This is a genomic window from Pseudonocardia parietis (genome assembly GCF_017876315.1).
GTDB lineage: Bacteria > Actinomycetota > Actinomycetes > Mycobacteriales > Pseudonocardiaceae > Pseudonocardia > Pseudonocardia parietis.
On sequence record NZ_JAGINU010000001.1, the window covers coordinates 403,107 to 423,850 of the forward strand.

The window sequence follows — 20,744 nt, forward strand, 5'->3', positions numbered from 1 at the left end:
TCCGGGGCGCCCGCGTCGTCCGGGGTGTCCGGCTCGACCGGGGTCGTCGGATCGGCCACCTCGGCGACGTCGGCCTTCGAGTCCTTCGACTCCTTCTCCGAGGAGGAGGTCTCGTCGACCTTCGTGGGGTCGGTGCGGGTCATGCGCTCACCCTCCGGTGGTGGGGTTGCGACGGATCACACGCCGGGCGCCTGCGGCGACGGCCGCGCCGAGCGCGGTGCCGGTGGCGACGTCGGACGGGTAGTGGACGCCGAGGACGAGGCGGGACAGCGCCATCAGGCCGACCGTGGCCGTGGCACCCACCCGCGAGCGACGGCCGAGCAGTCCGCCGTAGAGCACGGCGGCCGCCGTCGTCGACGTGGCGTGCGAGGACGGGAAGCTGAGCCGGCTCGGGGTGCCGACCAGTACGCGGACCGCCGGGTGGCCCGGGCGGAGCCGCCGGACGACGCGCTTGACGCCGATCGACGTGCCGTGTGCGAGCGCCACCGCGGCCGCGGAACCGAGCCACTCGCGCCGGCGCGGGCGGTCCAGCAGGGCTCCCGCCACGCCGATCGCCAGCCAGCCTGCGGCGTGCTCACCGAACAGCGACATGCCGCGCGCGACGCGGACGCCCCGGTCGGTGGCCAGTGCGCCCTGCACGGCCGCGAGCACTGCGATCTCGCCGGTCGCCGGGGTGTCGATCGGGGCGTCGACGTCGGCGCCCGGTCGTGGACCGGAACGGTCCAGGGTGTCTGCCACGGGGTGGGGCCCTCCTGGCGTGCCGCTGGCACCCGGCTCGACCCGGGCGATGACAGCCGGAAATGGTACGCGCGGGCGGGTCCCTCGCCGGGGTCGGGGCCGGTGACGGGCGCGCGGGCGACGCCCGGATGAACCGCCGGCGACGGCGCCGTGCCCCGGCGGTGCACGCAGGTGGCGGGCCGCTCAGAACCAGCGTTCGAGGATCTCGGCGATACCGTCGCGGCTGTTCGACGCGGTCACCTCGTCGGCCAGGCCGACGAGGTCGGGATGCGCGTTGCCCATCGCGACCCCGGTCCCGGCCCAGCGCAGCATCTCCCGGTCGTTGGGCATGTCCCCGAACGCGATCGTCTCCGCCGCGCTGACGCCCAGGTGCTCCGCCACGTCGGCCAGCCCCGTCGCCTTCGTGATCCCCGGCGCGGAGGCCTCCAGCAGGCCCGACGGGTGCGAGAACGTCAGGTCGGCCAGGCCGCCCACCTTCGGGGCGAGCGAGTCCAGCATCTGCTCGCTGGTCAGCTCGGGGGCGCGGATGAGCAGCTTCGTCACCGGGCGGGCCAGCATCTCCTCGTGGCTGGCCGTGTCGCCGTCGTGGGCGCCCCAGGCGTGCACGTAGCCGGGACCGGTGAGGAACTCGTCGACGGTGCCGAGCGCGACCTGCCCGGTGACCGAGTTCCCGACCCGCTCGACGCCGAGCCCGCAGCCGGGGAAGAGCTCGCCGCACAGCGCGGCCAGGGTGCGGATCGACTCCGGGTCGAGGGTGTGCGCACCGAGCAGCCGGTCCTCGGCCGCGTCGTAGAGGACCGCTCCGTTCGCGCAGACGCACAACCGGACCAGCCCCTCGGGCAGCTTCGCGAGCACCGGCGGGATCCAGCGCGGTGGGCGCCCGGTGACGAGGACGAAACCGGCCCCGGCGGCGACCACCCGGGAGATGACGGCGGCGGTGCGCGGGGAGACGGTGTCGCGGTCGTCGAGGAGGGTGCCGTCCACGTCGGTCGCGACCAGGCGGGGCGGGTTCTCGGCGATCACGGGGTCGAGCCTACGTAACCGCGGCCCGCGGTCGTCGCGGTTACGCTCGTCGGGTGCGTGTACTGGTGGTCGCGGCCCCGCTGGCGGGGCACCTGACACCGCTGCTGCCCTTCGCGCACGCGCTCTGGGACTCCGGGCACGAGGTGCTGCTGGCCAGCGGTGGGGAGGCCCTGCCGCGCGTCGCCGGTCCGGAGGCGCGGTCGGTGCCGTTCATCGACGTCGCGCGGAACCTGCGCCTCGGGCGGCTCGCCGCACGGTCACTGGTCGCCCACCCGGTCACCGCCCGCGCCGAGCTGGCCGGACGGGGCGGGGACGCCGGCCTGCGGTCGCCGTTCGGTCCGGTGAACGAGGAGCTGACCGACGCCCTGGTGACCGTCGCCGAGCAGTGGCGGCCCGACGTCGTACTGCACGAACCGCTCGCGGTCGCCGGCGCGCTCGCCGCGGCCCGCCACGACGTCCCGGCCGTGCTGCACGAGAACGGTCTGCTCGACGGCCTCGCGGCGGCGCGGACCCTGCTGGACTCGCGCCCCCTGCAGCGCGCCTGCGTCCGGCACGGGATCCGGACCGTGCCACCGCCCGCGGTGGTCCTCACGATCGCGCCCGCCAGCCTCGTCGGTGCGCGGGACGCGCTGGCCGTCCGGCCGGGCGGCGCCGGTGGGGGCGGGACGCTCCCCGGCTGGCTGAAGACGCCGTCGGTACGCCCGCGGGTGCTGGTCCTGCGCGGCGGCGGGCCGGTGCAGGGCGATCTGCAGACGTCCGCGCTGCGCACCGTGCGAGCCGCCGAGGACCTGGGGTGCGAGCTGGTGCTGGCCCGCCCGCCGGCCCGGCTGGCCCGCCGGCTCGGCCCCGGGGTGCGGACGATCGGGCGCGTCGCGCCGGCCGAGCTCCTGCCGGCCTGTGCCGCGGTGCTGCACGGCGGGAACTCCGGGCACGTACTGTCCGCGCTGACCGCCGGGACCCCGCAGCTCGCCCTGCCCGGCCCGGGCGACCGCCGGCACAACGCCGAGCTCGTCGAGGCCCGCGGGGCAGGCATCGGCGGGGCCGTCACCGAGGACGCGCTCCGGCGCCTGGTGCACGACGGCGAGCTCGCCGCCGCGGCCCGCGAGGTGCGCACCGAGATCGCCGCGATGCCCCCGCCACAGGCCCGCGTGGACGTCGTCGTCGCCCTGGCCTGAACTCCGGGCCACCGGGTACCCGGTGCCCATGAGCGATCACGAGGCAACCGTGGCCGCGCTGCTCGACCGCGCCGGGACCACCTACGCGGCCGAGGCCGGGATCACGCTGAAGGACACGCCCGCCCCGCTGTACCGGCTGCTGGTGCTCGGCACCCTGCTCTCCACCCGGGTGCAGGCCTCGCTGGCCGTGGCAGCCGCACGCGAGCTGGCCGACGCCGGGATGGGCACGCCGGAGAAGATGCGCGACGCGACCTGGCAGCAGCGGGTCGACGCGATGGACCGCGCCCACTACACCCGGGTCGACGAGCAGATGGCGACCGCGCTCGGCGAGGGTGCCCAGCAGCTGCTCGACGACTACGCAGGCGACCTGCGGAAGCTCCGCGACCGGGCGGACCGTGACCCGGACCGCATCCGGGAGCTGCTCACCGCGTTCCCGCGACTCGGCCCCACCGGCGCCTCGATCGTGACCCGGGAGCTGCAGGCGGTGTGGCCGGAGCTGCGGCCGTCGCTGGACGGCAAGGCACTCGACGGCGCAAAGCGCATCGGCCTGCCCGCGGAGCCGGGCGAGCTCGTCCGGCTGGTCGACGACGAGGATCTCGCGAAGTTCGCCGCGGCGCTGACAAGAGTGGGCCTGGACAAGAAGCTCGGCGAGGAGGTCCTCGAAACGATCCAGGAAAGGCGATAGGTCATGTCATCGTGCCCTTCCGCCCCGGTCCTCACCCGGCGCCGGTGTCGTCCCGACCTCTCTCGATCTCCATCAATGCCTGCAGGTCGTCGGCTTCCTCGATCTCCGCACGACGCGTTTCGTCCGCCCGTCGGCGAATGTCGAACTCGGCGTAACGATCGTCGGTCAGCCGCTTCACGTCGGAGGCCGACACCGAGCCGCTCCCCCGCAACAGCGGCCGTTCGTCGAACTCGATGAAGCGATCGGTCCGGTCGACCCAGTCAGCCATCATGATCGTCTGCCGACGCCGGGCCCGGTCCTCGGCGAAATCCAGGAACCGGGTGGTGAGCAGGTTGAGATCGGAGATCTCCTGCTGGGTCAGATAATTCTTGGATACCGTCACATCCACCTTGCGGACCTTCGCGCCCGACCAGGACATGAGCCCCAGGTTCGGCGCATCAGCGATGCACCGTGCCTCAACGAGTTCAGCGGCCGTGTTGCCGGTGATCGCGTAGATGAGCTTGTTCTGAATCGTCGCGAAGAACGACTGCGCGGTGTCGGAGCTCTTGTCGTAGTCCGCGCTGGTGGCAGCGAAGATCTCCCGGACCTTCTGATAGAAGCGCTTCTCCGAAGCCCGGATGTCCCGGATGCTCTCGAGCAGCTCGTCGAAGTAGTCGGTGCCGCCCGGCTCCTTCAGCCGACGGTCGTCCAGGACGAAGCCCTTGATCAAGTAGTCGCGCAAGGTCGTCGTGGCCCACTGGCGGAACTGCACGGCCCGGGGCGTAGTGGCCCGATAGCCGATGGCCAGCACCATGTCGAGGTTGTAGACCTTGACCTCACGCTTGACCTGGCGCGGGCCTTCCGCCCGAACCCTCAACTCAGAGTTGATAGTTGCCTGAGTCACTTCTCCGTCGGCCAGAATCCGGCTGATGATCTGGCCCACGTTCTGCACGGACGTCGCGTACAGCTCGGCGATCTCGGCCTGGGCCAGCCAGACTGTGCCGTCCACGGCCCGCAGCTGAACCTGGGACCGGCCGTCATCGCTCCGGTAGACGACGATCTCGCCGCCCGATTCGATCACCGACCGGTCTCCCTCCTCGCCGATCCGATGTCCCCGATCGCCGTCAGAAGACGGCGACCGCGACGATCAGACCCAGCGCCACGTGCGCGGCAGCGACGACCTTGGCGGCGGCGCGCGGCTCGTCGGACTGGATGACCTCACCGATGTCGATGCCGGTCACCCACTCCAGCAGCCGCACCGCGGCGACCTGGGCGATGATCCCCACCAGGCCGAACACCAGCGACGAGATCACGCCCTGCAGCAGCGAGCCGGAGGAGACGTAGATGGCGATGACGATGATGAACGCCATCGAGATCATCCCGGCGGCGGTGATGGTGACCGCGTTGGGCAGTCCCGCCCGCACCATCTGGGGCAGCTTGCCCGGCGTCGTCAGGTCGATCGCCCAGAAGCCGACGAGCATCAGCAGGATGCCGATGACGGCGTAGAGCAGGATCGCGCCGATGCCACGGCCGAGGAAGCCCCAGTAGGTGGCGTCGAGCGCCTGGGCGAGGATCACGGAATGCCTCCGGAAGGGGAGCGGGGAGCGGACAGGGAGGTACGGGTCAGGAGGGGATGCGGTGCGGCACGAAGGCCGCGCCGTCGTCGGTGATCAGGCCGGCCGTCTCGCGGATGCCGAGGCCCGCGGCGGTGTCACCGACCAGCCAGGCACCCAGGCACGGGCGGTAGCCGTCGAACTCGGGCAGCGGGTCGAACATCTGGTAGACGAAGCCCTCGTCGCCGTAGACGCCGCCGGTGGCGGTCTCGTAGCCGGGCGCGACGATCTGGATGTTCGAGCCCTCCCGGCCGAGCAGCGGCTTGCGGACGTACTCGGTGAGCAGGCCGGGGTTCCCGAGGGAGGCGGGGAGCAGGTTCGGGTGGCCCGGGTACATCTCCCACAGCACGGCGAGCAGCGCCTTGTTCGACAGCAGCGTCTTCCACAGCGGCTCGAGCCACATCGTCTCCGGCAGGCTGCGGGTGACGTGCTTGCCGAACTGGTCGGACAGCATCCACTCCCAGGGGTAGAGCTTGAAGATGCCCGCCATCGGGGCCTCCTCGAGGTCCACGAACCGGTCGAGCGCGGAGTCCCAGCCGATGTCCTCGATGGACAGCCCGACCGTGTCGATCCCGGCCTCGGCGGCGGCCTCCTGCAGGTAGCCGACGGTGATGTGGTCCTCGCCGCTGCTCTCCTCCCCGGACCAGGTGAAGTGCACCTCCGGGGACGGCAGGCCGCTGCGGATCTCGCCCCACCGCTCGACGAGCTTCTCGTGCAGGGAGTTCCACTGGTCGTCGTCGGCGTGGGTGTCCTGCAGCCAGTACCACTGCAGGATCGACGCCTCCAGCAGCGACGTCGGGGTGTCCGCGTTGTACTCGAGCAGCTTGGCCGGGCCGGACCCGTCGTAGCGCAGGTCGAACCGGCCGTAGATGTGCGGGTCGGCCCGCTTCCACGAGTCGGTCACGGCCTGCCAGCTCCACTCGGGCAGCGCGAAGTCGGAGAACCGCTCGGTCGTGACCACGTGGTCGACGGCGGACAGGCACATCGAGTGCAGGACCTCGACGTCGGCCTCGAGGGAGAGGATCTCGTCCATCTCGAAGGTGTAGTGCACCGACTCGTCCCAGTAGGGCCGCTCGCCGCCCGAGCCGTCGCGGCCCGGTGTGCCGAACACCAGACCCTGCTCGGCGACGGTGCGCTCCCAGCCCGGACGCGGGGTGCCGCGTTCGCGTCGCACCGCCTCAGCTCCCGCTGGAGGAGCCGGAGCTGCCGGACGACGAGCTGGACCCGCCGACCCCGAGGCCACCGCGCGAGATCGTGCTGCCGGACGTGCCGCTGCGCACCGTCGTCCCGCTCTTGGACGCGGCGGGCGGCGGGTTCACCGTCCCTCCGGTGGCGACCTGCCCGACGCGGCCGTTGCTGCCGTAGTTGTAGTGGTACTGCCCCCCGCCGCCACCGAGGAAGATCGGCACGAAGGCGAACCCGCCGCCGCCGTCGCTGACCTGACCGTTGGTCTGAGGGCCTGCGCAGTTCTCGTCCGGGACGACGACCTGGTTCGCGTCCACGCACTGCGCGACGATCTCCTCGTCCGGCGAGGAGGCCGCGTAGATGCCGGCGATCAGCGCGACGACGCCGATGGTGGCGCCGGTACCGATCAGCACCCGCTTGGTCGTCTTCGAGCGGGCTTCCTTGAGCCGCACCGCCTCGCGGTCGGCACGCAGCTTCTGCTCGCGGGCCCGCTTCTCGGCGAGCGAGGGCTCGCGCGGCGTGGTGCTGCCGTCCTGCTGCCGGATCCGGCCCTTCGGCGCGCCGGAGCCCGGCTCACCGCGCTGCGGCGTCCCGGTCGGTGACGTGTCGCCGCCGTCCCCGGACCCGCCTGCCGGCTGCGAGAACCACGTGGATCCGTGCTCCGGCCCGTCGTCGGCCGAGTGCCGTCCGTCGCTCATCGATGATCACCCATCACGTATCCCCCCGAGGCGAACCGTACCGGTCGACCGCGAGACCCCGCCGACGCAGGGCGATCTCGATTCGGCTGCGGTTCGGCGCGCGACACCCCGACGAGTGGTCGACGGGGACGGCGACCACCCCCGGCACCTGCACGTTCACAGCACGACGCCGACCGATGGCCGCGCCGGGACACGGCCGCCTGAAGCTCCGACCGGCCGGGCTGCATCATGGAAGTCGCCATGGATCCCAGCTCCCCTGCCGGCTCCGCCCCCCGGTCCGACGCACCCGGCCCCGACGCGCCGGGTCCCGACGCGACCGGGGCCGACGCGACCGGTACCGACGCGGCCGACGAGCAGGCCTACGACGGGTACGACGGTCGCTACTCGCGCGGCGGGGGCAGCCCGTCGACGTCGGTGCTGGCCCGTCCGGAGCCGGCGACGTCCGCGGCCCCGGTGGCACCCACCCGGCGCAGGCGCCGGATCGACGAGTCCGACGGGGCCGACGGGGCCGACGAACAGGGCGCGTCCGACGAGCCGGGCGGGACCGACGGGGACACCGCGCTGGTCACCGCGGACCGGCCCGCGACCGGTGGTGGTGGCCTGCGCGGCGCCCGGCGGGTCGGGATCGGGATCCTCGTCGGCGCGTTCCTGATGTTCGCCGTGGCGTCGCTGGACTCGCTGCTCGGTGCCGAGGTCCCGGTGCTGGGCTCGTTCGCGTCCTCCGGTGTACCGCCGCGGGTGGAGGAACCGCCCCCGCTGCCGCCGCCCCCGGACACCCCCGGCACCTGCCTGAACTGGGGCCGGGCCGACGCGACCGACACCACGGCCGTGAACTGCGCGCAGCAGCACCGGTTCGAGCAGGCCGGCCGGGTCGAGCTCGTCGACCAGCCCGTGTTCCCGCCGGATGCGGCGTGGCAGCAGCTCGTCTCCGAGCGCTGCACCCCGGTCGTGACGAAGTACCTGAACGGGAAGTTCGACCCGGAGGGCAAGTTCCGGGTCGGTGCGCTGAAGCCGTCGAAGGCACGGTGGGACGGGGGCGACCGGGGGATGCGCTGCGGGCTGCAGGCCGCGTCGCGCAGCGGCGCGATGCTCCCGATCACCGGCAAGGTCGCCGAGCAGGACCAGTCCTCGATCCAGGCCGCAGGTACCTGCCTGGCGATCGACGACCGCACCGTCGGGGACCCGACCGACTGCGCCGGGCCGCACGCCGTCGAGGTGGTCGGGGTCGTCGACCTCGGCACCGAGTTCCCGGAGGCCTGGCCGGCGATCGAGGACCAGGACAAGTTCCTCCAACCGGCCTGCACCGACGCGGCCAACGCCTTCGCCGGCAACGACAAGGTCATCGGCGAGAAGGGCCTGACGGTCTACTGGGGCAACCTCGCGGAGGAGTCCTGGAAGGCCGGCAGCCGCAAGGTCAACTGCAACATCGGCACCCTCCTGCCGGACGGCAGCGGCTTCGCCTCGCTCGCCGGCTCGGTCAAGGGCAACCTGGTGGTCGGCGACCAGGCGGCGCCGCCGGCCGCGACGGCGCCCGGTGCCCCCTCGACGCCCGGCTCGCCCGCCGATCCCGCCGCTCCGACCGATCCCGCCGCCCCGGCCGACGGCTCGCCGGAACCGGGAGACCAGCCCGGGAGCGAGCAGCCGACCGCACCGGGCACCGGGACCGAACCGCCGGAAGAGCTGGACGTCCCGCCCGGGCTGCCCGGGCTCGGCGGCGAGTGAGGCCGTGCCGGTGCCGATGACGCCGGACCGGTTCGACGAGCTGGTCGGCGACGCCCTGGACCTGGTCCCGGAGGAGCTCGCGGCGGCGATGGACAACGTCGTCGTCCTGGTCGAGCCGCGGAACCCGGAGGAGCCCGATCTGCTCGGGCTGTACGAGGGCGTCGCGCTGACCGAGCGGACCGCCGACTACGCCGGCGAGCTACCGGACCGGATCACCGTCTACCGGGACGCCGTTCTGGACGTCTGCGCCGACGAGGACGAGGTCGTCGACGAGGTCGCGATCACCGTCGTGCACGAGATCGCGCACCACTTCGGCATCTCCGAGGAGAAGCTGCACGAGCTCGGCTGGGGCTGATCGGTCCCGGCTGGGGCTGATCAGTGCGATGACCGGCTGCGGTCCGGCATCGGGTCCCACAGCTCGGTGGACCAGCCGTCCGGGTCGCGGCGCAGGACCACCCGTCCCGTGTTCGGGACGGGGCTGTCCCGGCCGAGGCCGGCGTCCGGGCGCCCGGAGCCCGAACCGTCGCGGCCGCCGAGCAGGGCGAGGGTCAGGAGCCGGATGGCAGCGCCGTGACTGACCACGACGACCGCCCCGGAGGTGACCCCGTCCATGACCGCGGCGATGTCCGGCAGGAACCGGTCCCACACCGCGCGGGCGGACTCGCCACCGGGCATCCGGCGGTCGACGTCACCCTCCCACCAGGCTTCGAAGACGTCGTCGAAGGTCTCGCGGGCCTCGTCGTCGGTCCGGTTGTCCAGGTCGCCGACGAAGACCTCGTGGGCTCCGGGTAGCAGCTGCAGGTCCAGGCCCAGCGCGTCGGCGATCGGCGCGGCGGTCTCCCGGGCCCGGGTGGCGCGCGAACAGTGGATCGCCCGGACCGGCCAGTCCGTGAGCAACCCGGCGACCTCCCGCGCCTGACCGTGGCCGACCTCGTCGAGCGAGGGGCCGGGAACCTTCGTGTCCAGCGCGTGCCGGACGTTGGAGGGTGTGCGGCCGTGCCGGACCAGCACCAGGCGGACCGCGCCGTCGTCCGGCGGGACCTCCGGCGCGCGGGATGCGGCCCGGACGGCGGCGAAGGAGGCTGCGCCGTCGTGTTCCTCGTCGGGGACGTGCCCGGTCACGTGCCGGCTCCTTCCCGGATCGCGGCGAGCCAGCGCTCGGACGCGACGTAGTCGTCGACGGAGGCGGCGCCGAGCGGCACCACCGGGCTGCCCGAACCGGCGACCGGCGCGGGCGGCGCGTCGGATCGAGGGTACGACCCGAGGTAGAGGAGCCGGTCGCAGCGCCGGTGCAGCGCGGCGAGCGCCTCCCCCATCGCCGGCTCGGTGACGTGACCGGAGCAGTCCAGGTGGAACCAGTACTCGGCGTGCCGGTCCTTCACCGGGCGGGACTCGATCCGGGTCAGGTCGATCCCGCGGACGGCCAGCTCGGTGAGCAGACCGAGCAGGGTGCCCGGCCGGTTCGTGGTCGTCGCGGCGAGCGTGGTGCGGTCCCACCCGGTCGGCGACGGCGGCGGGCCGGAGCGGGTGAGCAGGACGAAGCGGGTGGCCGCGCCGGCGTTGTCGGCGATGTCGTCGGCCAGCACCGCGAGCCCGTGCTGCGACGCCGCGAGCGGGGCGGCGACCGCGGCGTCCACCTCACCGCGGGCGGCCTGCGCGGCGGCCTCGGCGGTGGAGGAGCTGACCCGCACCTCGGCATCGGGGAGGTGCGTCGCCAGCCAGCCACGGACCTGGGCGATGCCGTGCCCGTGCGAGGCGACCGTCCGGACGTCGGCGAGCCCGGTCCCGCCCTTCCCGAGCAGGCAGAACCGCACGGCGATGCGTGCCTCCCGGGCGATCACCAGCGGCGGGTCCTCCACCAGGCCGTCGAGCACCGGCGGGACGGCACCCTCCACGGTGTTCTCGATCGGGACGCAGCCGGCGTCGACCGAACCGTCCCGGACGGCGGCGAGCACCGCGGGCGCGCCGGGCAGCGGCACGAGTTCGGCGTCGTGCGACTCGGGCAGCGTGCGCAGGGCCTGCTCGGTGAACGTGGCGTGCGGACCCAGAAATCCCAGCCGGAGCCGATCGCGCACGGTCAGTCCAGCAGCCCGAGCGCGACGAGGTCGGCTATCGGCACCGGGTCCGGGTCCACGCCGCAGCGGGGCAGCACCATCCGGACCTGCTCGACGGCCGCGTCGGGCAGCTCGTCGAGCTCGCGGGCGAGCGCCTCACCGTCGGTGGACTCGAGCGCGTCCTCCACCGGCTCCGGCGACACGCTGACCCCGGTCATCCGGGCGACGGCGACGATCAGGTTGAGCAGCCCGTGCCGGCCACGGGGGAACGAGCCGGACGGGGCCTCGTGGACGATCCGGTCGAACCCCTGCGCGGAGATCCCGCCGGTGCCGCTCTCGAGACCGGCCTGGAGGAAGCGGTACACATCGGCCGTCACGGGCACGTCCGACGCCCGCGGGCCGCCCATCCGGATCTTCGGGGTGCATCCGTGCTCGGCGACCTTGCGGACCGCCGCGAGCCACGCCTCGGTGCCCTCGTCGTCGCCCTCCACGGGGCGGCGCGGTTCGACGACCGGCGTCACCTCGTCCGGGACGAACTCGGACACACGTTCCAGCCAGACGCCGTCGACGTCCGGCGGGGCGGCACACTCGACGGTGCTCGGGGTGAGCAGGCTCGAGCGGGAGAACACGGTCGACAGGGCCTTGGGCACCGCACCCAGCCCGGTGTCCACGACCAGGGCGAGTTCGGCCGGCCTGCTCGGCGCGGCCCGGGCGAGTTCGGTGACCACGGCGGGCAGCTGCGAGGCCGGGCAGACCAGCCGCCCGACGAGGCCTCCGTAGTGACCGTCGCGAGCAGCGAGGTAGCGCGACACCACGGCATCGACACCCGGCGCGACGGTCCGCGGCTGCAGCAGGCTGGTGTCGTCGACCAGCGCGGCCAGCAGCGGCCGGATCGGCCACGGGTCGGCAGCGGAGCCCGAGGGCACGGTCATCACGTCGAGAGACGCTAACGGTCGGGTCACGGCCGGCCGACAACGGGGTTCTCCGCGGCCTCCGCAGCGACGGCGAGCGGGGGTGGACAGGGAACGCTCACTCCTGATTAGGTAAGGGTTACCTAAATGGAGGTGAAAGTGGGAACCACCCGCACGCGCCGCCCGCCGACGCCCGCCGTCGCCGAGCGTGCCCGCAGTCTGGTCACCCGCGGCGGTCGCGCCGCGCTCGTCGGGACCGGCGAGCCGGAACCGTGCACGCCACTGATGCACCACACGTGGCCGGACGGGACGACCGACGTGTTGCTCTCCGACGACCACGTGGTGCGCGAGCGGGCCCGGCACTCGGCTGACGGCCTGCCGGTGATGCTGGAGCTGACCGGGATGACCCCGGTGCCGCTGCCGGAGCCGGTGCGCGAGCTGCTGTGGCTGCTGGGCAGGCTCCACGAGCCGGAGCCGCGGACCGGACGGGAGCGGGCCCTGCGGCTCGCCGAGGAGGCGCCGCACCCGAACCTGCTCGACGCCGGACGCGGCGCGACGCTGCTGCGGCTGTACCCGTCCTCGGCGGTCTACTCCGACGCCGAGGGCTGCGCACCCGTCTCGCCCACCGATCTGGCGGCCGCCGACCCGGACCCGTTCTGCCGGGTGGAGCAGGCGTGGCTGGAGCACCTGGACCAGGCGCACCCGGAGATGCTGTGCGCGCTGCGCAGGCACCTGCCCCGGGCGCTGCGCGATGCCGGCGACACCGCGGGCCGGATCCGGCCGATCGGTGTCGACCGGTTCGGGGTACGGGTGCGGGTCCCGGCGGCGGGCGGCACGCAGGACGTCCGGCTGGCGTTCTCCGCCGAGGCCGCGACACCCGCCGAGCTGCAGAAGCGGTTCGCCGAGCTGGTCGGCTGCCCGGTGAGCAGGGCCCTAGACGCGTGAGCCGGTGGCGGGGAGGTGCTCGTCGTGCACCTTCCTCGTCACCTTGCGCTCGGCGACGAACGACGCGATCGGAATGGTGCCCGCCGCCAGGATGATGACGGCGAACACCGGCTTCCAGCGGCACCGCTCGGCCAGGATCAGCGTGCACACGATGTAGATCATGTACAGGAAGCCGTGCACCATGCCGATCAGTGCGACCGGGCGCGGGTCACCGAAGACGTACTTCGCGGGCATCGCGTAGAAGGTCAGCAGCAGCAGGCCGACGCCGGTGACCCAGGCCGAGATCCGGTAGGCCTTGAGCGCGTTCGCGACGGTCACGGTGTCGACTCCTCCGGCCGGACCGCCAGGCGGGCCAGCTCCTCGTTGTAGGCCCGCAGCTGCGGGTCGGTGCCCCGGCGCGCGGCCACGCCGGCCGGACGGGAGGTGAACGGCGACGGCCGGTCCGCCACGGCCGCACCGGCGAGCTCGGGCACGGGGGCCGGGTCCGCGCCGGACGGCCGCTCGGCGGTAGCCGGCGCGGTCGTCGTCGCAGGAGTCGCGGAGGTCGCGGCAGGGGCCGTGTCGGGTTCCGCAGGCGTGGCGGCCTCCCGGGCACGCACGTCCGCGACCTCCAGACGCAGGAAGCGCCACCACATCACGCCGAAGAACACCGCGAACAGGGGCCACTGCAGGCCGTACCCGATGTTCAGCGCCGAGCCCATCGCCGACCCGGCCCGCCCCCACTGCCAGACGGCCAGGAAACCGCAGGTGGCCATCGCGCCGAGGGTGAGCACGTGCCAGGCCATCCACTTCGGGGACAGCAACAGCCGCATCACGCGGACCAGGGTACCCATCCGGCGCCGGTCGCGTCCGGGCGGCGACCCGGCCGGCGCCGGACCCGGTGCGGCGCCGCTCCCGGCCTTGGGAGGATCGCCTCGTGACGACGACGGCGGGCCGATCCACCCTCCGGAGCTGGCTGGCACCGGGCCGGCCGGCGGACCCGGCGGTGGTCACCGACCGCCGGGAGCGCCGGCTGATCGGTCTGGAGATCGCGATCGTCGTGACCGTGACGCTCGGGCTGTCCGCGCTGCGCAGCGTGCTGTCGCTGCTGGAGGCGCTGCTCGCGCCCGCGCCACTGGCGGACCAGCAGGTGATCCTGAACGCTCCGGCCTCCACCGACGTGTGGATCGACCTGGCGTTCCAGCTGACCCGGGCGCTGCAACTGGCCGGCTGGGGCGCACTGGCCGCCTACCTGCTGCTGCGTGCCGGGTTCGCGCTGCGCCGGGTCGGCCTGGACGGGCTGCGGCCGGGGAGCGACGTGCTGCACTCGGCCGGGCTGGCCGCGCTGATCGGGATCCCGGGGCTGGCGCTGTACCTGATCGGCCGGGTCGCCGGGATCACCCCGGACATCGCACCGAGCACGCTCACCGACGCCTGGTGGCGGATCCCGGTACTCGTCGTCTCGGCCGCCGCGAACTCCTGGGCCGAGGAGGTGGTCATGATCGGCTACCTGCTCACCCGGTTCCGGCAGCTGGGCTGGTCGGAGAACCGCTCCGCGCTCGTCGCCGCCGTGCTGCGCGGGTGCTACCACCTCTACCAGGGGGTCGGCGCGTTCGTCGGGAACCTCGTCATGGGGCTGGTGTTCGCCCGGTACTGGCAGCGGACGAACCGGCTCTGGCCGCTCGTCGGAGCCCACCTGCTGATCGACATCGTGGCCTTCGTGGGGTACGCACTACTGGTCGACGTGCTGCCGTTCTGAGGCTCGACCCACCACTGCGAAAGGGCCCCTCACCTGGGGAAAGGTGACCCTGTCCTGTTGAGACGAACACCAAGTCTTGAACGGCTCCAGAACAGCGCGAACGCGGCTAGCCTCGTACTCATGACCGACGACACCAAGTTCCACGCACTGCTCCGCGACCAGATCCGGAGCGAGTTCACCGCAAGCCAGCAGTACGTCGCCGTGGCCGTCTGGCTCGACGGTGAGGACCTCCCCCAGCTGGCCGCGCACTTCTACGCCCAGGCGCTCGAGGAGCGCAACCACGCCATGAGCATGGTCCGGTACCTGCTGGACAACGACCTCACCGCGACCGTCCCGGGCATCGAGGACGTCAAGAACGACTTCGCCTCGGTCGAGGACGCCGTGTCGCTGGCGCTGACCCAGGAGCGGCACGTCACCGAGCAGATCACCACGCTCGCCTCGACCGCCCGCGACGAGGGTGACTACCTCGGCGAGCAGTTCATGCAGTGGTTCCTCAAGGAGCAGGTCGAGGAGGTCGCCTCGATGTCGACGCTGCTCACCATCGTCCGCCGGGCCGAGGACAACCTGTTCCACGTCGAGGCCTTCGTGGCCCGCGAGCTCAAGCCCGAGGGTGTCGACCCCACCGCGCCGGCCGTCGCAGGCGGCCGCGTCTGACCCGGACCGCTACCGGAGGGTGATCTGCTTCCCGGCGAGCACCTCGCGCGCACGGTGCTCCGCGTCGTCGAGCGGCTTGTCCGCCAGCCCCGCCAGCGCCTCGTCGAGCCGCTTCGCGAACTCCGCCGTGGGTCCCGCCCACTCCGACGAGTGCATCTCGCGGTCCACGTCCCAGACCGGCACCAGCAGCCCGTGGGCCCGGAACGACCCGGCGTAGCGGGACCCCTCACCCAGCTCCAGGCCGCCCTGGCCGGACAGCCGGGCGAGCGCCCCCATCAGGTCGTTCTCGCTCTCCGTGCGCACCCAGCGCACGTGTGCCTTCGACCCGGTGTCGACCCAGTACGCGCCCCGCACGCCCGGCGCGCCGACCGCCTCGGTCGGCATGATCACCGAGTTGGCGCGCTCCAGCATCGCCTGCGCCTCCGGGTCCGGGCTCTCCCCGGGCAGCCACCAGGCGAAGTCGGCGTGCACGGTCGGCTCGAGCGGCGCCTGCGGCTCGAGCACGTCCTGCAGCCGCTCACCGGTGCGCCGGTCCGGCCCCACGACCGGCAGCGACGACCCGGGCACGGCCGAGCGGGCCCAGGCGAGCGCAGCGGCGAGGTCGGCGGACAGGTCACCGGAGCGGGTCTGCACCTGCATCCCGAGCAGGATGTCCCCGTTGTCCCGGACGATCGCCGCGGACGCGCCGGGGAGTACCGAGGCCAGCGTCACCGGGCCGCCGGAGCGGACCGGCAGCGGCGCCGTCGCCGACGGCAGGAACTCCCGCATCGCGACGAGATCCGGCTCGGCGGCCAGGCCCTCGAACGGCCGGATGACGATGACGTCGTCACCCGCACCGTGGCAGACCTTGTACCGCTTGCCCGAGCCGCACGGGCACGGCCGGCGGGGGTTGTCGGCAGCGGAGCCCTCGGAACGGGTGGCACGGTTACGCGTCTTCTTGCCCATCACCGGGCAAGGTAGCGGGTCGTGGGTGACTTCGATCCGACCGACCCCGATTTCCTCGCCGACCCGTACCCCGTCTACGACGAGCTGCGTGCCGCGGGACCGGTGCACGAGCACCGGCACCTCGGCCTGCCGGTCGCCGTGACGCACGCGGCCTGCTCCGCGGTGCTGCGCGACCGCGGACTCGGCCGGATCTGGCAGGACGCGGAGCCGTCGGCACAGCTCACGGCGTTCAACCTGCTGCACCGCAACTCGCTGCTGGAGCGGGAGGGTGAGCCGCACACCCGGCTCCGGCGACTGGTGGCGTCGGCGTTCGCCCGCGGCCACACCGCCCGGCTCGCCCCGCTGGTCCGCGCACGGGCCGGGGCCCTGGTCGACGACCTGGTGCGACAGGTGCGCGACGACGAGCCGGCCGACCTGATCGAGCTGGTCGCGGAGCCGCTGCCGGTGGCCGTGATCGCCGACCTGCTGGGGGTCCCGGAGGATCGGCGGGCGCCGCTGCGGGACTGGTCGGACGCCATCGTGCGGATGTACGAGCCCGATCCGGGCCACGACGGCAGGCTCGCCGCGGAGCGGGCGTCCGCCGAGTTCACGGCGATGCTGCGCGACCTGGTCGCCGAGCGCCGCGACGGTGCCGGTGCCGGTTCGGGTACTCCCGGGAGCGATCCCGGGACGGGGTCGGACCTGCTCGGGGACCTCCTCGCCGTGCGCGAGTCCGGCGACCGCATCTCCGCCGACGAGCTCGTCGGCACGGCGGCGCTCCTGCTCATGGCCGGGCACGAGGCGACGGTGAACGTGATCGGGAACGGGGTGTACGCACTGCTGCAGCACCCGGCCCAGTGGCAGCGGCTGATCGCGGACCCGGACCTGATCCCGGCGGCGGTCGAGGAGCTGATCCGGTTCGACGCGCCGCTGCAGCTCTTCGAGCGGACGGCCGTCGCCGACACGTCGGTCGCCGGGTACCCGGTCCCGGCCGGCAGCCGGATCGGTGCCCTGCTGGGCGCGGCCGGCCGCGACCCCGGGACGTTCGGCGACGACGCCGACCGGCTGGACGTCACCCGCTCCCCGAACCCGCACCTCGGCTTCGGCGCCGGGGTGCACTACTGCCTCGGTGCGCCGCTGGCCCGGCTCGAGATCGCCGAGGTGCTCCGCGCGCTGCTGCTCCGGCTCCCGGGCGCCGCCGTGCACGGGACGCCGGTCCGTCGCCCGCGGTTCGTCATGCGGGGCTGGGAAGAATTACGGCTCACCGAGTAGGCCGGCACACCGGATAGGCCGAATGGCAGCATTTCCGTTACTCTGAAAGCTACTTTCTGAACGAGTGTTCGCACAGTTTCCGGACACTTCACCGGGTCCGGGGAAATCGCCCCGTGATCGCCGATCCCCACGGTGGTCGCGCTGTGGGGGGCGTGGTGGAATCACGTCGGTGGAATCGTGGTCGGAGGATTTGCGAGGCGTGCTCGACGCACCCGGCGCCCGCTACGCCTGCCTCGCCGACCCGGCCACCGGCGCGGTCGTCGCCGCCCACGGCGGCGCCGGAGCACCCTCCGGAACCGGCGCGGGCGACCCGCCCGGCACCGTCCCCGCCGACGCCGCGGCGGTGCTCGGCTGGGGTTCCGCCGAGACCGGCTCCGGGACGGCCGGCCCGTCCTTCGAGGACGCCGTGATCACCACCGGCGCGAGCTACCACCTGGTCAGGGCCTTCTCCCGGGACGGCGGGCCGCTACTCGCCTACCTCCAGGTCGATCGGGCGCACGGCAACCTCGCCCTGGCCCGGCGCGCGCTGCTCGCACTGTCCCGGACCGACCGCGAGCAACCGGCGGCACCGACCGGCCCGGCGGCAGCGACCCGTCCGGAGCCGGCGATCCGTCCGGAGGCAGCGACCGGTCCGGCAACAGCGGCAGATCCGGAGGCAGCGGCCGATCCGGAGGTAGCGGCACGCCCGGCAGCACCGGCCGATCCCGAGGCAGCGGCACGCCCGGCAGCAGCAGCCGATCCCGAAGCAGCGACCCGTCCGGCAGCACCGGCCGATCCCCAGGCCGCCGCACGCCCGGCCGTGCCCGCCCCGCGCAGCGACACCACCGGCGACGGGCGGGCACCGGTCGTCCCGGCGCAGGCGCGCGCCCCGGAGGGCGAGCGGACGCCACCGCCCCCGGTCCCGCTCCCCCGGCGCGAGACCGGGGCGCCGCCGCCGGCCCTCCCACCCGCGGCCGGCCCCACCGAGCCCCCACCCGATCCCGACGACCAGGCCGCCGCATCCCCATCGGCCCCACCGGACCAGCCCGGCGGCCGCTGGGCCGACGATCTCCGGACGATGGCCCGGATCCTCGCCGGGCTCCGCAGACTCGGCCAGTAGGCCGGGGCCGCATTTGACGATTCCCGGATCGGGGTTATCGTGGTTGTTCTCCCCGAGAGGTTTTCGCGGAGATCCGTTTCGCCCCACCGGAACGACCGTGGAGCGGCTCCCCCATTCATCAACGGCGCGGCGCGCACCGCGCGGAGGCAACAATGAACAACATCGATCGTTCGCTGGACATGGCGGCCAACATCAAGGGCGCGTTCGCGGTCGCGATCGTCGACTTCGACAGCGGCATGACCCTCGGGTCCCGTGGTGGCAGCCCGGAGTTCGACCTCGACGTCGCGGCCCCGGGCAACTCCGAGGTCGTCCGCACCAAGATCGAGGTCATGCAGAAGCTCGGGCTGCGCGAGTCCATCGAGGACATCCTGATCACGCTGGACACCCAGTACCACCTGATCCGGATCATCCGCGGTACCGACGAGCAGCTGTTCTTCTACCTGGTGCTCAACCGGGCCCAGGCCAACCTGGCGATGGCCCGCCGCGACCTGCGCGTCATCGAGCAGCAGTTCACCATGGCGTCGCCGCAGGCCGCCCCGCAGGCCGGCACCGGCCAGCAGTTCTTCCCCGCCCAGCAGCGCTGAGCGGGGCGGACCCGCTACCTCCATGGCACGTCACCGGCACGCCGTCTCGGTTCGCACCGACGGCCTCGCCGCGGTTCTCGGACCGCTGCTGACCGACCCCAGGATCCGCTCCGCGGCCCTGATCGACGTCGACAGCGGGATGGTGCTCGACGTCTGCGGCCCGGAGACCTCGGTCGGTCGCTTCGGCCGGGGCCGGGCCGCCGAGCACGACCACCGGGACGAGGTCCGCGGCGCGGCGCACGCCGAGCTGGTCCGGATCGGGCTCGCACTGGCCCCCGGATCGGGCGGCGTGGTCGGGCTCGTCCTGGAGGCCGGTCCGGATCAGCACGTGCTGCACACCGTCGCCGACCCGCACGGTGGCCTGCTCGCGCTGTCGGTCGTGGTCCGCGGGCCGGACCGGGTGGTGGCGAAGGTCCGCAAGCGGCTCCGGGTGGTCTCCGAGTCGGCGTTGACCGCAGGCCCGTCGGTCGCCGTGCGGCCCGGCTCGGCCGCGTGGTCGGTGCCGGGTCCGCCCGGCGCACCGGTGGACCGGGCGGCCGGTCCGAACATCCCGCCCGCGGCGGCGTCGACGGGACGGCCGGGGCCGCCCGGCCCGGGCCGCCCCGTGCGGCCGGCGGTCCACGCGATGCCCGGCCCGGTCTCGTCGGTGCCCGCGGCGCTCCCGTCCCCGCGGCCGGTCGCCGGTGATCCCGTGCACGACGACGACGGGTCCGCGGTGCAGGCGACCACGCCGCACGCCGCTATCACCCCGTCGGCGCCTCCGGAGCCGTCGTGGCCGGGGCCGGGGGCTTCGCTGTCGGCGATGCTGCCGTCACCCCGCCCGCTGCCGGGCGCACCAGCAGCTCCCTCGGACTCCGCGGATCCGGCTCCAGCAGAGCGGTGATCCACCGGACGAGGCGGATCGTCCGGTAGGCGGTGACGGCGGCGAGAAGGCCCGCCCAGGCGTGCAGGACCACGCCGTCGGCCAGCGCCTGGGTCCCCGAGCGGAACCGCCAGACCAGCGCGAGCGCGGCCAGTAGCACCGAGGCGCCCCACAGCGCCCACCACACCAGCAGGCCGCGTGAGGGCGACGGCCGCCGGTGCACGGGCAGTTCCAGCGCCGCGTGCTCCGTCTCGGCCAGCAGTGACCCGGGCGCCACCAGGTTCCATCCGGGAACCAGCCAGCCCGCGACGACCCGTCGCCTGCTGCGCCACGGCCGCGTCCCCGACCGGTCCGCGGCGGCCCGGTACGCCCAGAGGCTCCACGAGATCGTCAACACCCCGGCCGCGATCACCGCCGCGATCGACGACCAGCCGCCGAACCAGACCATCGCGTCCGACCAGCCGACCGCGACCGGCGACAGGGCGTCCGAGCGGCTCGCCAGCAGCAGGCCGTACCGCCACACCTCCGCGACGGCGGCGACCGCGCTCACGACGACCGTCACCCAGAGCACCGGGATCAGCTGACCGGCCAGCCAGCGGGCCCGCTCCAGCGGCGGGACCGGGCCGTCGCCCGCGTCCGACGGTGCTCGCCACGGCCCGACCGGCAGTCCCCAGCGCGGCACGGACCGGTAGCGCGGCGGGCCGGTGTAGCGCTGCGCCGGCACCGCGGCCGGGCGCGGCCGCGTGGTCTCCGGCGGTGTCGCCACCCACTCCATCGCCGCCAGATAGCGGCCGCACCACGGGCAGAACACGCCGCTGCCCGGTGCCGCCTGCCGCCCGCAGCGCGGGCACGGCGGCAACCCGGTGGATCCGTGCGGCACGGC

General features: G+C 73.8%; 23 protein-coding genes. 10 read left to right on the forward strand and 13 right to left on the reverse strand.

What is annotated here, in order from left to right; genetic code table 11:
- Window positions 1-147: 147 nt before the first annotated feature.
- Entirely contained in the window at window positions 148-738 is a 591-nt protein-coding gene (locus tag JOF36_RS01960) for a phosphatase PAP2 family protein (protein WP_210024725.1), read from the reverse strand.
- Window positions 739-921: 183 nt separating this feature from the next.
- Window positions 922-1,761: an HAD family hydrolase gene (locus tag JOF36_RS01965; RefSeq protein WP_210024726.1), complete on the reverse strand. Its 840-nt coding sequence runs from the start codon at window positions 1,759-1,761 to the stop codon at window positions 922-924.
- A 53-nt stretch (window positions 1,762-1,814) separates the two neighbouring features.
- Here JOF36_RS01965 and JOF36_RS01970 point away from each other — a divergent pair, with 53 nt between their 5' ends.
- A complete protein-coding gene (locus JOF36_RS01970; protein WP_210024727.1) occupies window positions 1,815-2,936 on the forward strand; it encodes a glycosyltransferase in 1,122 nt (373 codons plus the stop codon).
- 28 nt (window positions 2,937-2,964) lie between these two features.
- Window positions 2,965-3,621, forward strand: coding sequence for an endonuclease (locus tag JOF36_RS01975; protein ID WP_210024728.1), 657 nt, complete (start codon window positions 2,965-2,967; stop codon window positions 3,619-3,621).
- Window positions 3,622-3,652: 31 nt separating this feature from the next.
- Here JOF36_RS01975 and JOF36_RS01980 read toward each other — a convergent pair whose 3' ends face one another.
- The 4 genes from JOF36_RS01980 to JOF36_RS01995 are packed head-to-tail and all read right to left on the reverse strand — an operon-like array spanning window position 3,653 to window position 7,096.
- Window positions 3,653-4,681, reverse strand: coding sequence for a virulence RhuM family protein (locus JOF36_RS01980; protein WP_307862169.1), 1,029 nt, complete (start codon window positions 4,679-4,681; stop codon window positions 3,653-3,655).
- A gap of 43 nt (window positions 4,682-4,724) precedes the next feature.
- Window positions 4,725-5,177: a DUF350 domain-containing protein gene (locus tag JOF36_RS01985; protein WP_210024729.1), complete on the reverse strand. Its 453-nt coding sequence runs from the start codon at window positions 5,175-5,177 to the stop codon at window positions 4,725-4,727.
- Between the two features lie 46 nt (window positions 5,178-5,223).
- Window positions 5,224-6,387 carry a glutathionylspermidine synthase family protein gene (locus JOF36_RS01990; protein WP_210024730.1) on the reverse strand — a complete coding sequence of 388 codons (1,164 nt, stop codon included), beginning with the start codon at window positions 6,385-6,387 and terminating at the stop codon, window positions 5,224-5,226.
- Between the two features lie 4 nt (window positions 6,388-6,391).
- Window positions 6,392-7,096 (reverse strand): hypothetical protein, encoded by a 705-nt coding sequence (locus JOF36_RS01995; protein ID WP_210024731.1) that lies wholly within the window; start codon window positions 7,094-7,096, stop codon window positions 6,392-6,394.
- 240 nt (window positions 7,097-7,336) lie between these two features.
- Between JOF36_RS01995 and JOF36_RS02000 the strand changes: the two genes are divergently transcribed.
- Both JOF36_RS02000 and JOF36_RS02005 read left to right on the forward strand, forming a co-directional pair.
- Window positions 7,337-8,818 (forward strand): septum formation family protein, encoded by a 1,482-nt coding sequence (locus JOF36_RS02000; RefSeq protein WP_210024732.1) that lies wholly within the window; start codon window positions 7,337-7,339, stop codon window positions 8,816-8,818.
- A 4-nt stretch (window positions 8,819-8,822) separates the two neighbouring features.
- On the forward strand, window positions 8,823-9,173 hold the full coding sequence (locus JOF36_RS02005; RefSeq protein ID WP_210024733.1) for a metallopeptidase family protein: 351 nt from the start codon (window positions 8,823-8,825) through the stop codon (window positions 9,171-9,173).
- Window positions 9,174-9,193: 20 nt separating this feature from the next.
- Here the strand turns inward: JOF36_RS02005 and JOF36_RS02010 are convergent, their stop codons facing one another.
- The 3 genes from JOF36_RS02010 to JOF36_RS02020 are packed head-to-tail and all read right to left on the reverse strand — an operon-like array spanning window position 9,194 to window position 11,804.
- The gene (locus tag JOF36_RS02010) at window positions 9,194-9,940 is read right to left on the reverse strand and encodes a histidine phosphatase family protein (protein ID WP_210024734.1); all 747 of its coding nucleotides are present in this window, start codon (window positions 9,938-9,940) and stop codon (window positions 9,194-9,196) included.
- Window positions 9,937-10,893, reverse strand: a complete 957-nt coding sequence (gene pheA, locus JOF36_RS02015; protein ID WP_210024735.1) for a prephenate dehydratase — start codon at window positions 10,891-10,893, stop codon at window positions 9,937-9,939. Before pheA ends, JOF36_RS02010 begins: the two co-directional genes overlap by 4 nt.
- Window positions 10,894-10,895: 2 nt before the next feature.
- Window positions 10,896-11,804, reverse strand: coding sequence for a hypothetical protein (locus JOF36_RS02020; RefSeq protein WP_210035030.1), 909 nt, complete (start codon window positions 11,802-11,804; stop codon window positions 10,896-10,898).
- Window positions 11,805-11,942: 138 nt separating this feature from the next.
- On the opposite strand from JOF36_RS02020, the gene JOF36_RS02025 reads away from it, so the two are divergent.
- Entirely contained in the window at window positions 11,943-12,728 is a 786-nt protein-coding gene (locus JOF36_RS02025; protein ID WP_210024736.1) for a DUF2470 domain-containing protein, read from the forward strand.
- On the opposite strand, the gene JOF36_RS02030 is transcribed toward JOF36_RS02025, so the two are convergent.
- Window positions 12,717-13,046: a DUF3817 domain-containing protein gene (locus JOF36_RS02030; RefSeq protein WP_210024737.1), complete on the reverse strand. Its 330-nt coding sequence runs from the start codon at window positions 13,044-13,046 to the stop codon at window positions 12,717-12,719. The two genes, JOF36_RS02025 and JOF36_RS02030, sit on opposite strands and share 12 nt — an antisense overlap.
- A complete protein-coding gene (locus JOF36_RS02035; protein ID WP_245351216.1) occupies window positions 13,043-13,540 on the reverse strand; it encodes a hypothetical protein in 498 nt (165 codons plus the stop codon). The genes JOF36_RS02030 and JOF36_RS02035 overlap by 4 nt, the downstream gene beginning before the upstream one ends.
- Before the next feature lie 104 nt (window positions 13,541-13,644).
- On the opposite strand from JOF36_RS02035, the gene JOF36_RS02040 reads away from it, so the two are divergent.
- Window positions 13,645-14,466: a CPBP family intramembrane glutamic endopeptidase gene (locus JOF36_RS02040; RefSeq protein WP_307862170.1), complete on the forward strand. Its 822-nt coding sequence runs from the start codon at window positions 13,645-13,647 to the stop codon at window positions 14,464-14,466.
- Window positions 14,467-14,586: 120 nt separating this feature from the next.
- Window positions 14,587-15,120, forward strand: a complete 534-nt coding sequence (locus tag JOF36_RS02045) for a ferritin (protein WP_210024739.1) — start codon at window positions 14,587-14,589, stop codon at window positions 15,118-15,120.
- Between the two features lie 9 nt (window positions 15,121-15,129).
- Here the strand turns inward: JOF36_RS02045 and JOF36_RS02050 are convergent, their stop codons facing one another.
- Window positions 15,130-16,065 (reverse strand): DUF5926 family protein, encoded by a 936-nt coding sequence (locus JOF36_RS02050; protein WP_210024740.1) that lies wholly within the window; start codon window positions 16,063-16,065, stop codon window positions 15,130-15,132.
- 21 nt (window positions 16,066-16,086) lie between these two features.
- Here JOF36_RS02050 and JOF36_RS02055 point away from each other — a divergent pair, with 21 nt between their 5' ends.
- The 3 genes from JOF36_RS02055 to JOF36_RS02065 all read left to right on the forward strand — a co-directional run bounded on the left by JOF36_RS02055 (window position 16,087) and on the right by JOF36_RS02065 (window position 18,999).
- Window positions 16,087-17,316, forward strand: a complete 1,230-nt coding sequence (locus JOF36_RS02055) for a cytochrome P450 (protein WP_210024741.1) — start codon at window positions 16,087-16,089, stop codon at window positions 17,314-17,316.
- A 199-nt stretch (window positions 17,317-17,515) separates the two neighbouring features.
- A complete protein-coding gene (locus JOF36_RS02060) occupies window positions 17,516-18,415 on the forward strand; it encodes a hypothetical protein (protein WP_210024742.1) in 900 nt (299 codons plus the stop codon).
- A 152-nt stretch (window positions 18,416-18,567) separates the two neighbouring features.
- Window positions 18,568-18,999 carry a hypothetical protein gene (locus tag JOF36_RS02065; RefSeq protein WP_210024743.1) on the forward strand — a complete coding sequence of 144 codons (432 nt, stop codon included), beginning with the start codon at window positions 18,568-18,570 and terminating at the stop codon, window positions 18,997-18,999.
- Window positions 19,000-19,742: 743 nt separating this feature from the next.
- On the opposite strand, the gene JOF36_RS40655 is transcribed toward JOF36_RS02065, so the two are convergent.
- Entirely contained in the window at window positions 19,743-20,741 is a 999-nt protein-coding gene (locus tag JOF36_RS40655; RefSeq protein WP_210024744.1) for a DUF4328 domain-containing protein, read from the reverse strand.
- Between the last annotated feature and the right edge of the window lie 3 nt (window positions 20,742-20,744).

Coding starts and splice junctions, on each gene's coding strand:
- JOF36_RS01975 (WP_210024728.1), top strand. CDS start 2,965: ATGAGCGATCACGAGGCAACCGTGGCCGCGCTGCTCGACCGCGCCGGG.
- JOF36_RS02020 (WP_210035030.1), bottom strand. CDS start 11,804: ATGACCGTGCCCTCGGGCTCCGCTGCCGACCCGTGGCCGATCCGGCCG.
- JOF36_RS01995 (WP_210024731.1), bottom strand. CDS start 7,096: ATGAGCGACGGACGGCACTCGGCCGACGACGGGCCGGAGCACGGATCC.
- JOF36_RS02050 (WP_210024740.1), bottom strand. CDS start 16,065: ATGGGCAAGAAGACGCGTAACCGTGCCACCCGTTCCGAGGGCTCCGCT.
- JOF36_RS02065 (WP_210024743.1), top strand. CDS start 18,568: ATGAACAACATCGATCGTTCGCTGGACATGGCGGCCAACATCAAGGGC.
- JOF36_RS02000 (WP_210024732.1), top strand. CDS start 7,337: ATGGATCCCAGCTCCCCTGCCGGCTCCGCCCCCCGGTCCGACGCACCC.
- JOF36_RS02045 (WP_210024739.1), top strand. CDS start 14,587: ATGACCGACGACACCAAGTTCCACGCACTGCTCCGCGACCAGATCCGG.
- JOF36_RS02035 (WP_245351216.1), bottom strand. CDS start 13,540: ATGCGGCTGTTGCTGTCCCCGAAGTGGATGGCCTGGCACGTGCTCACC.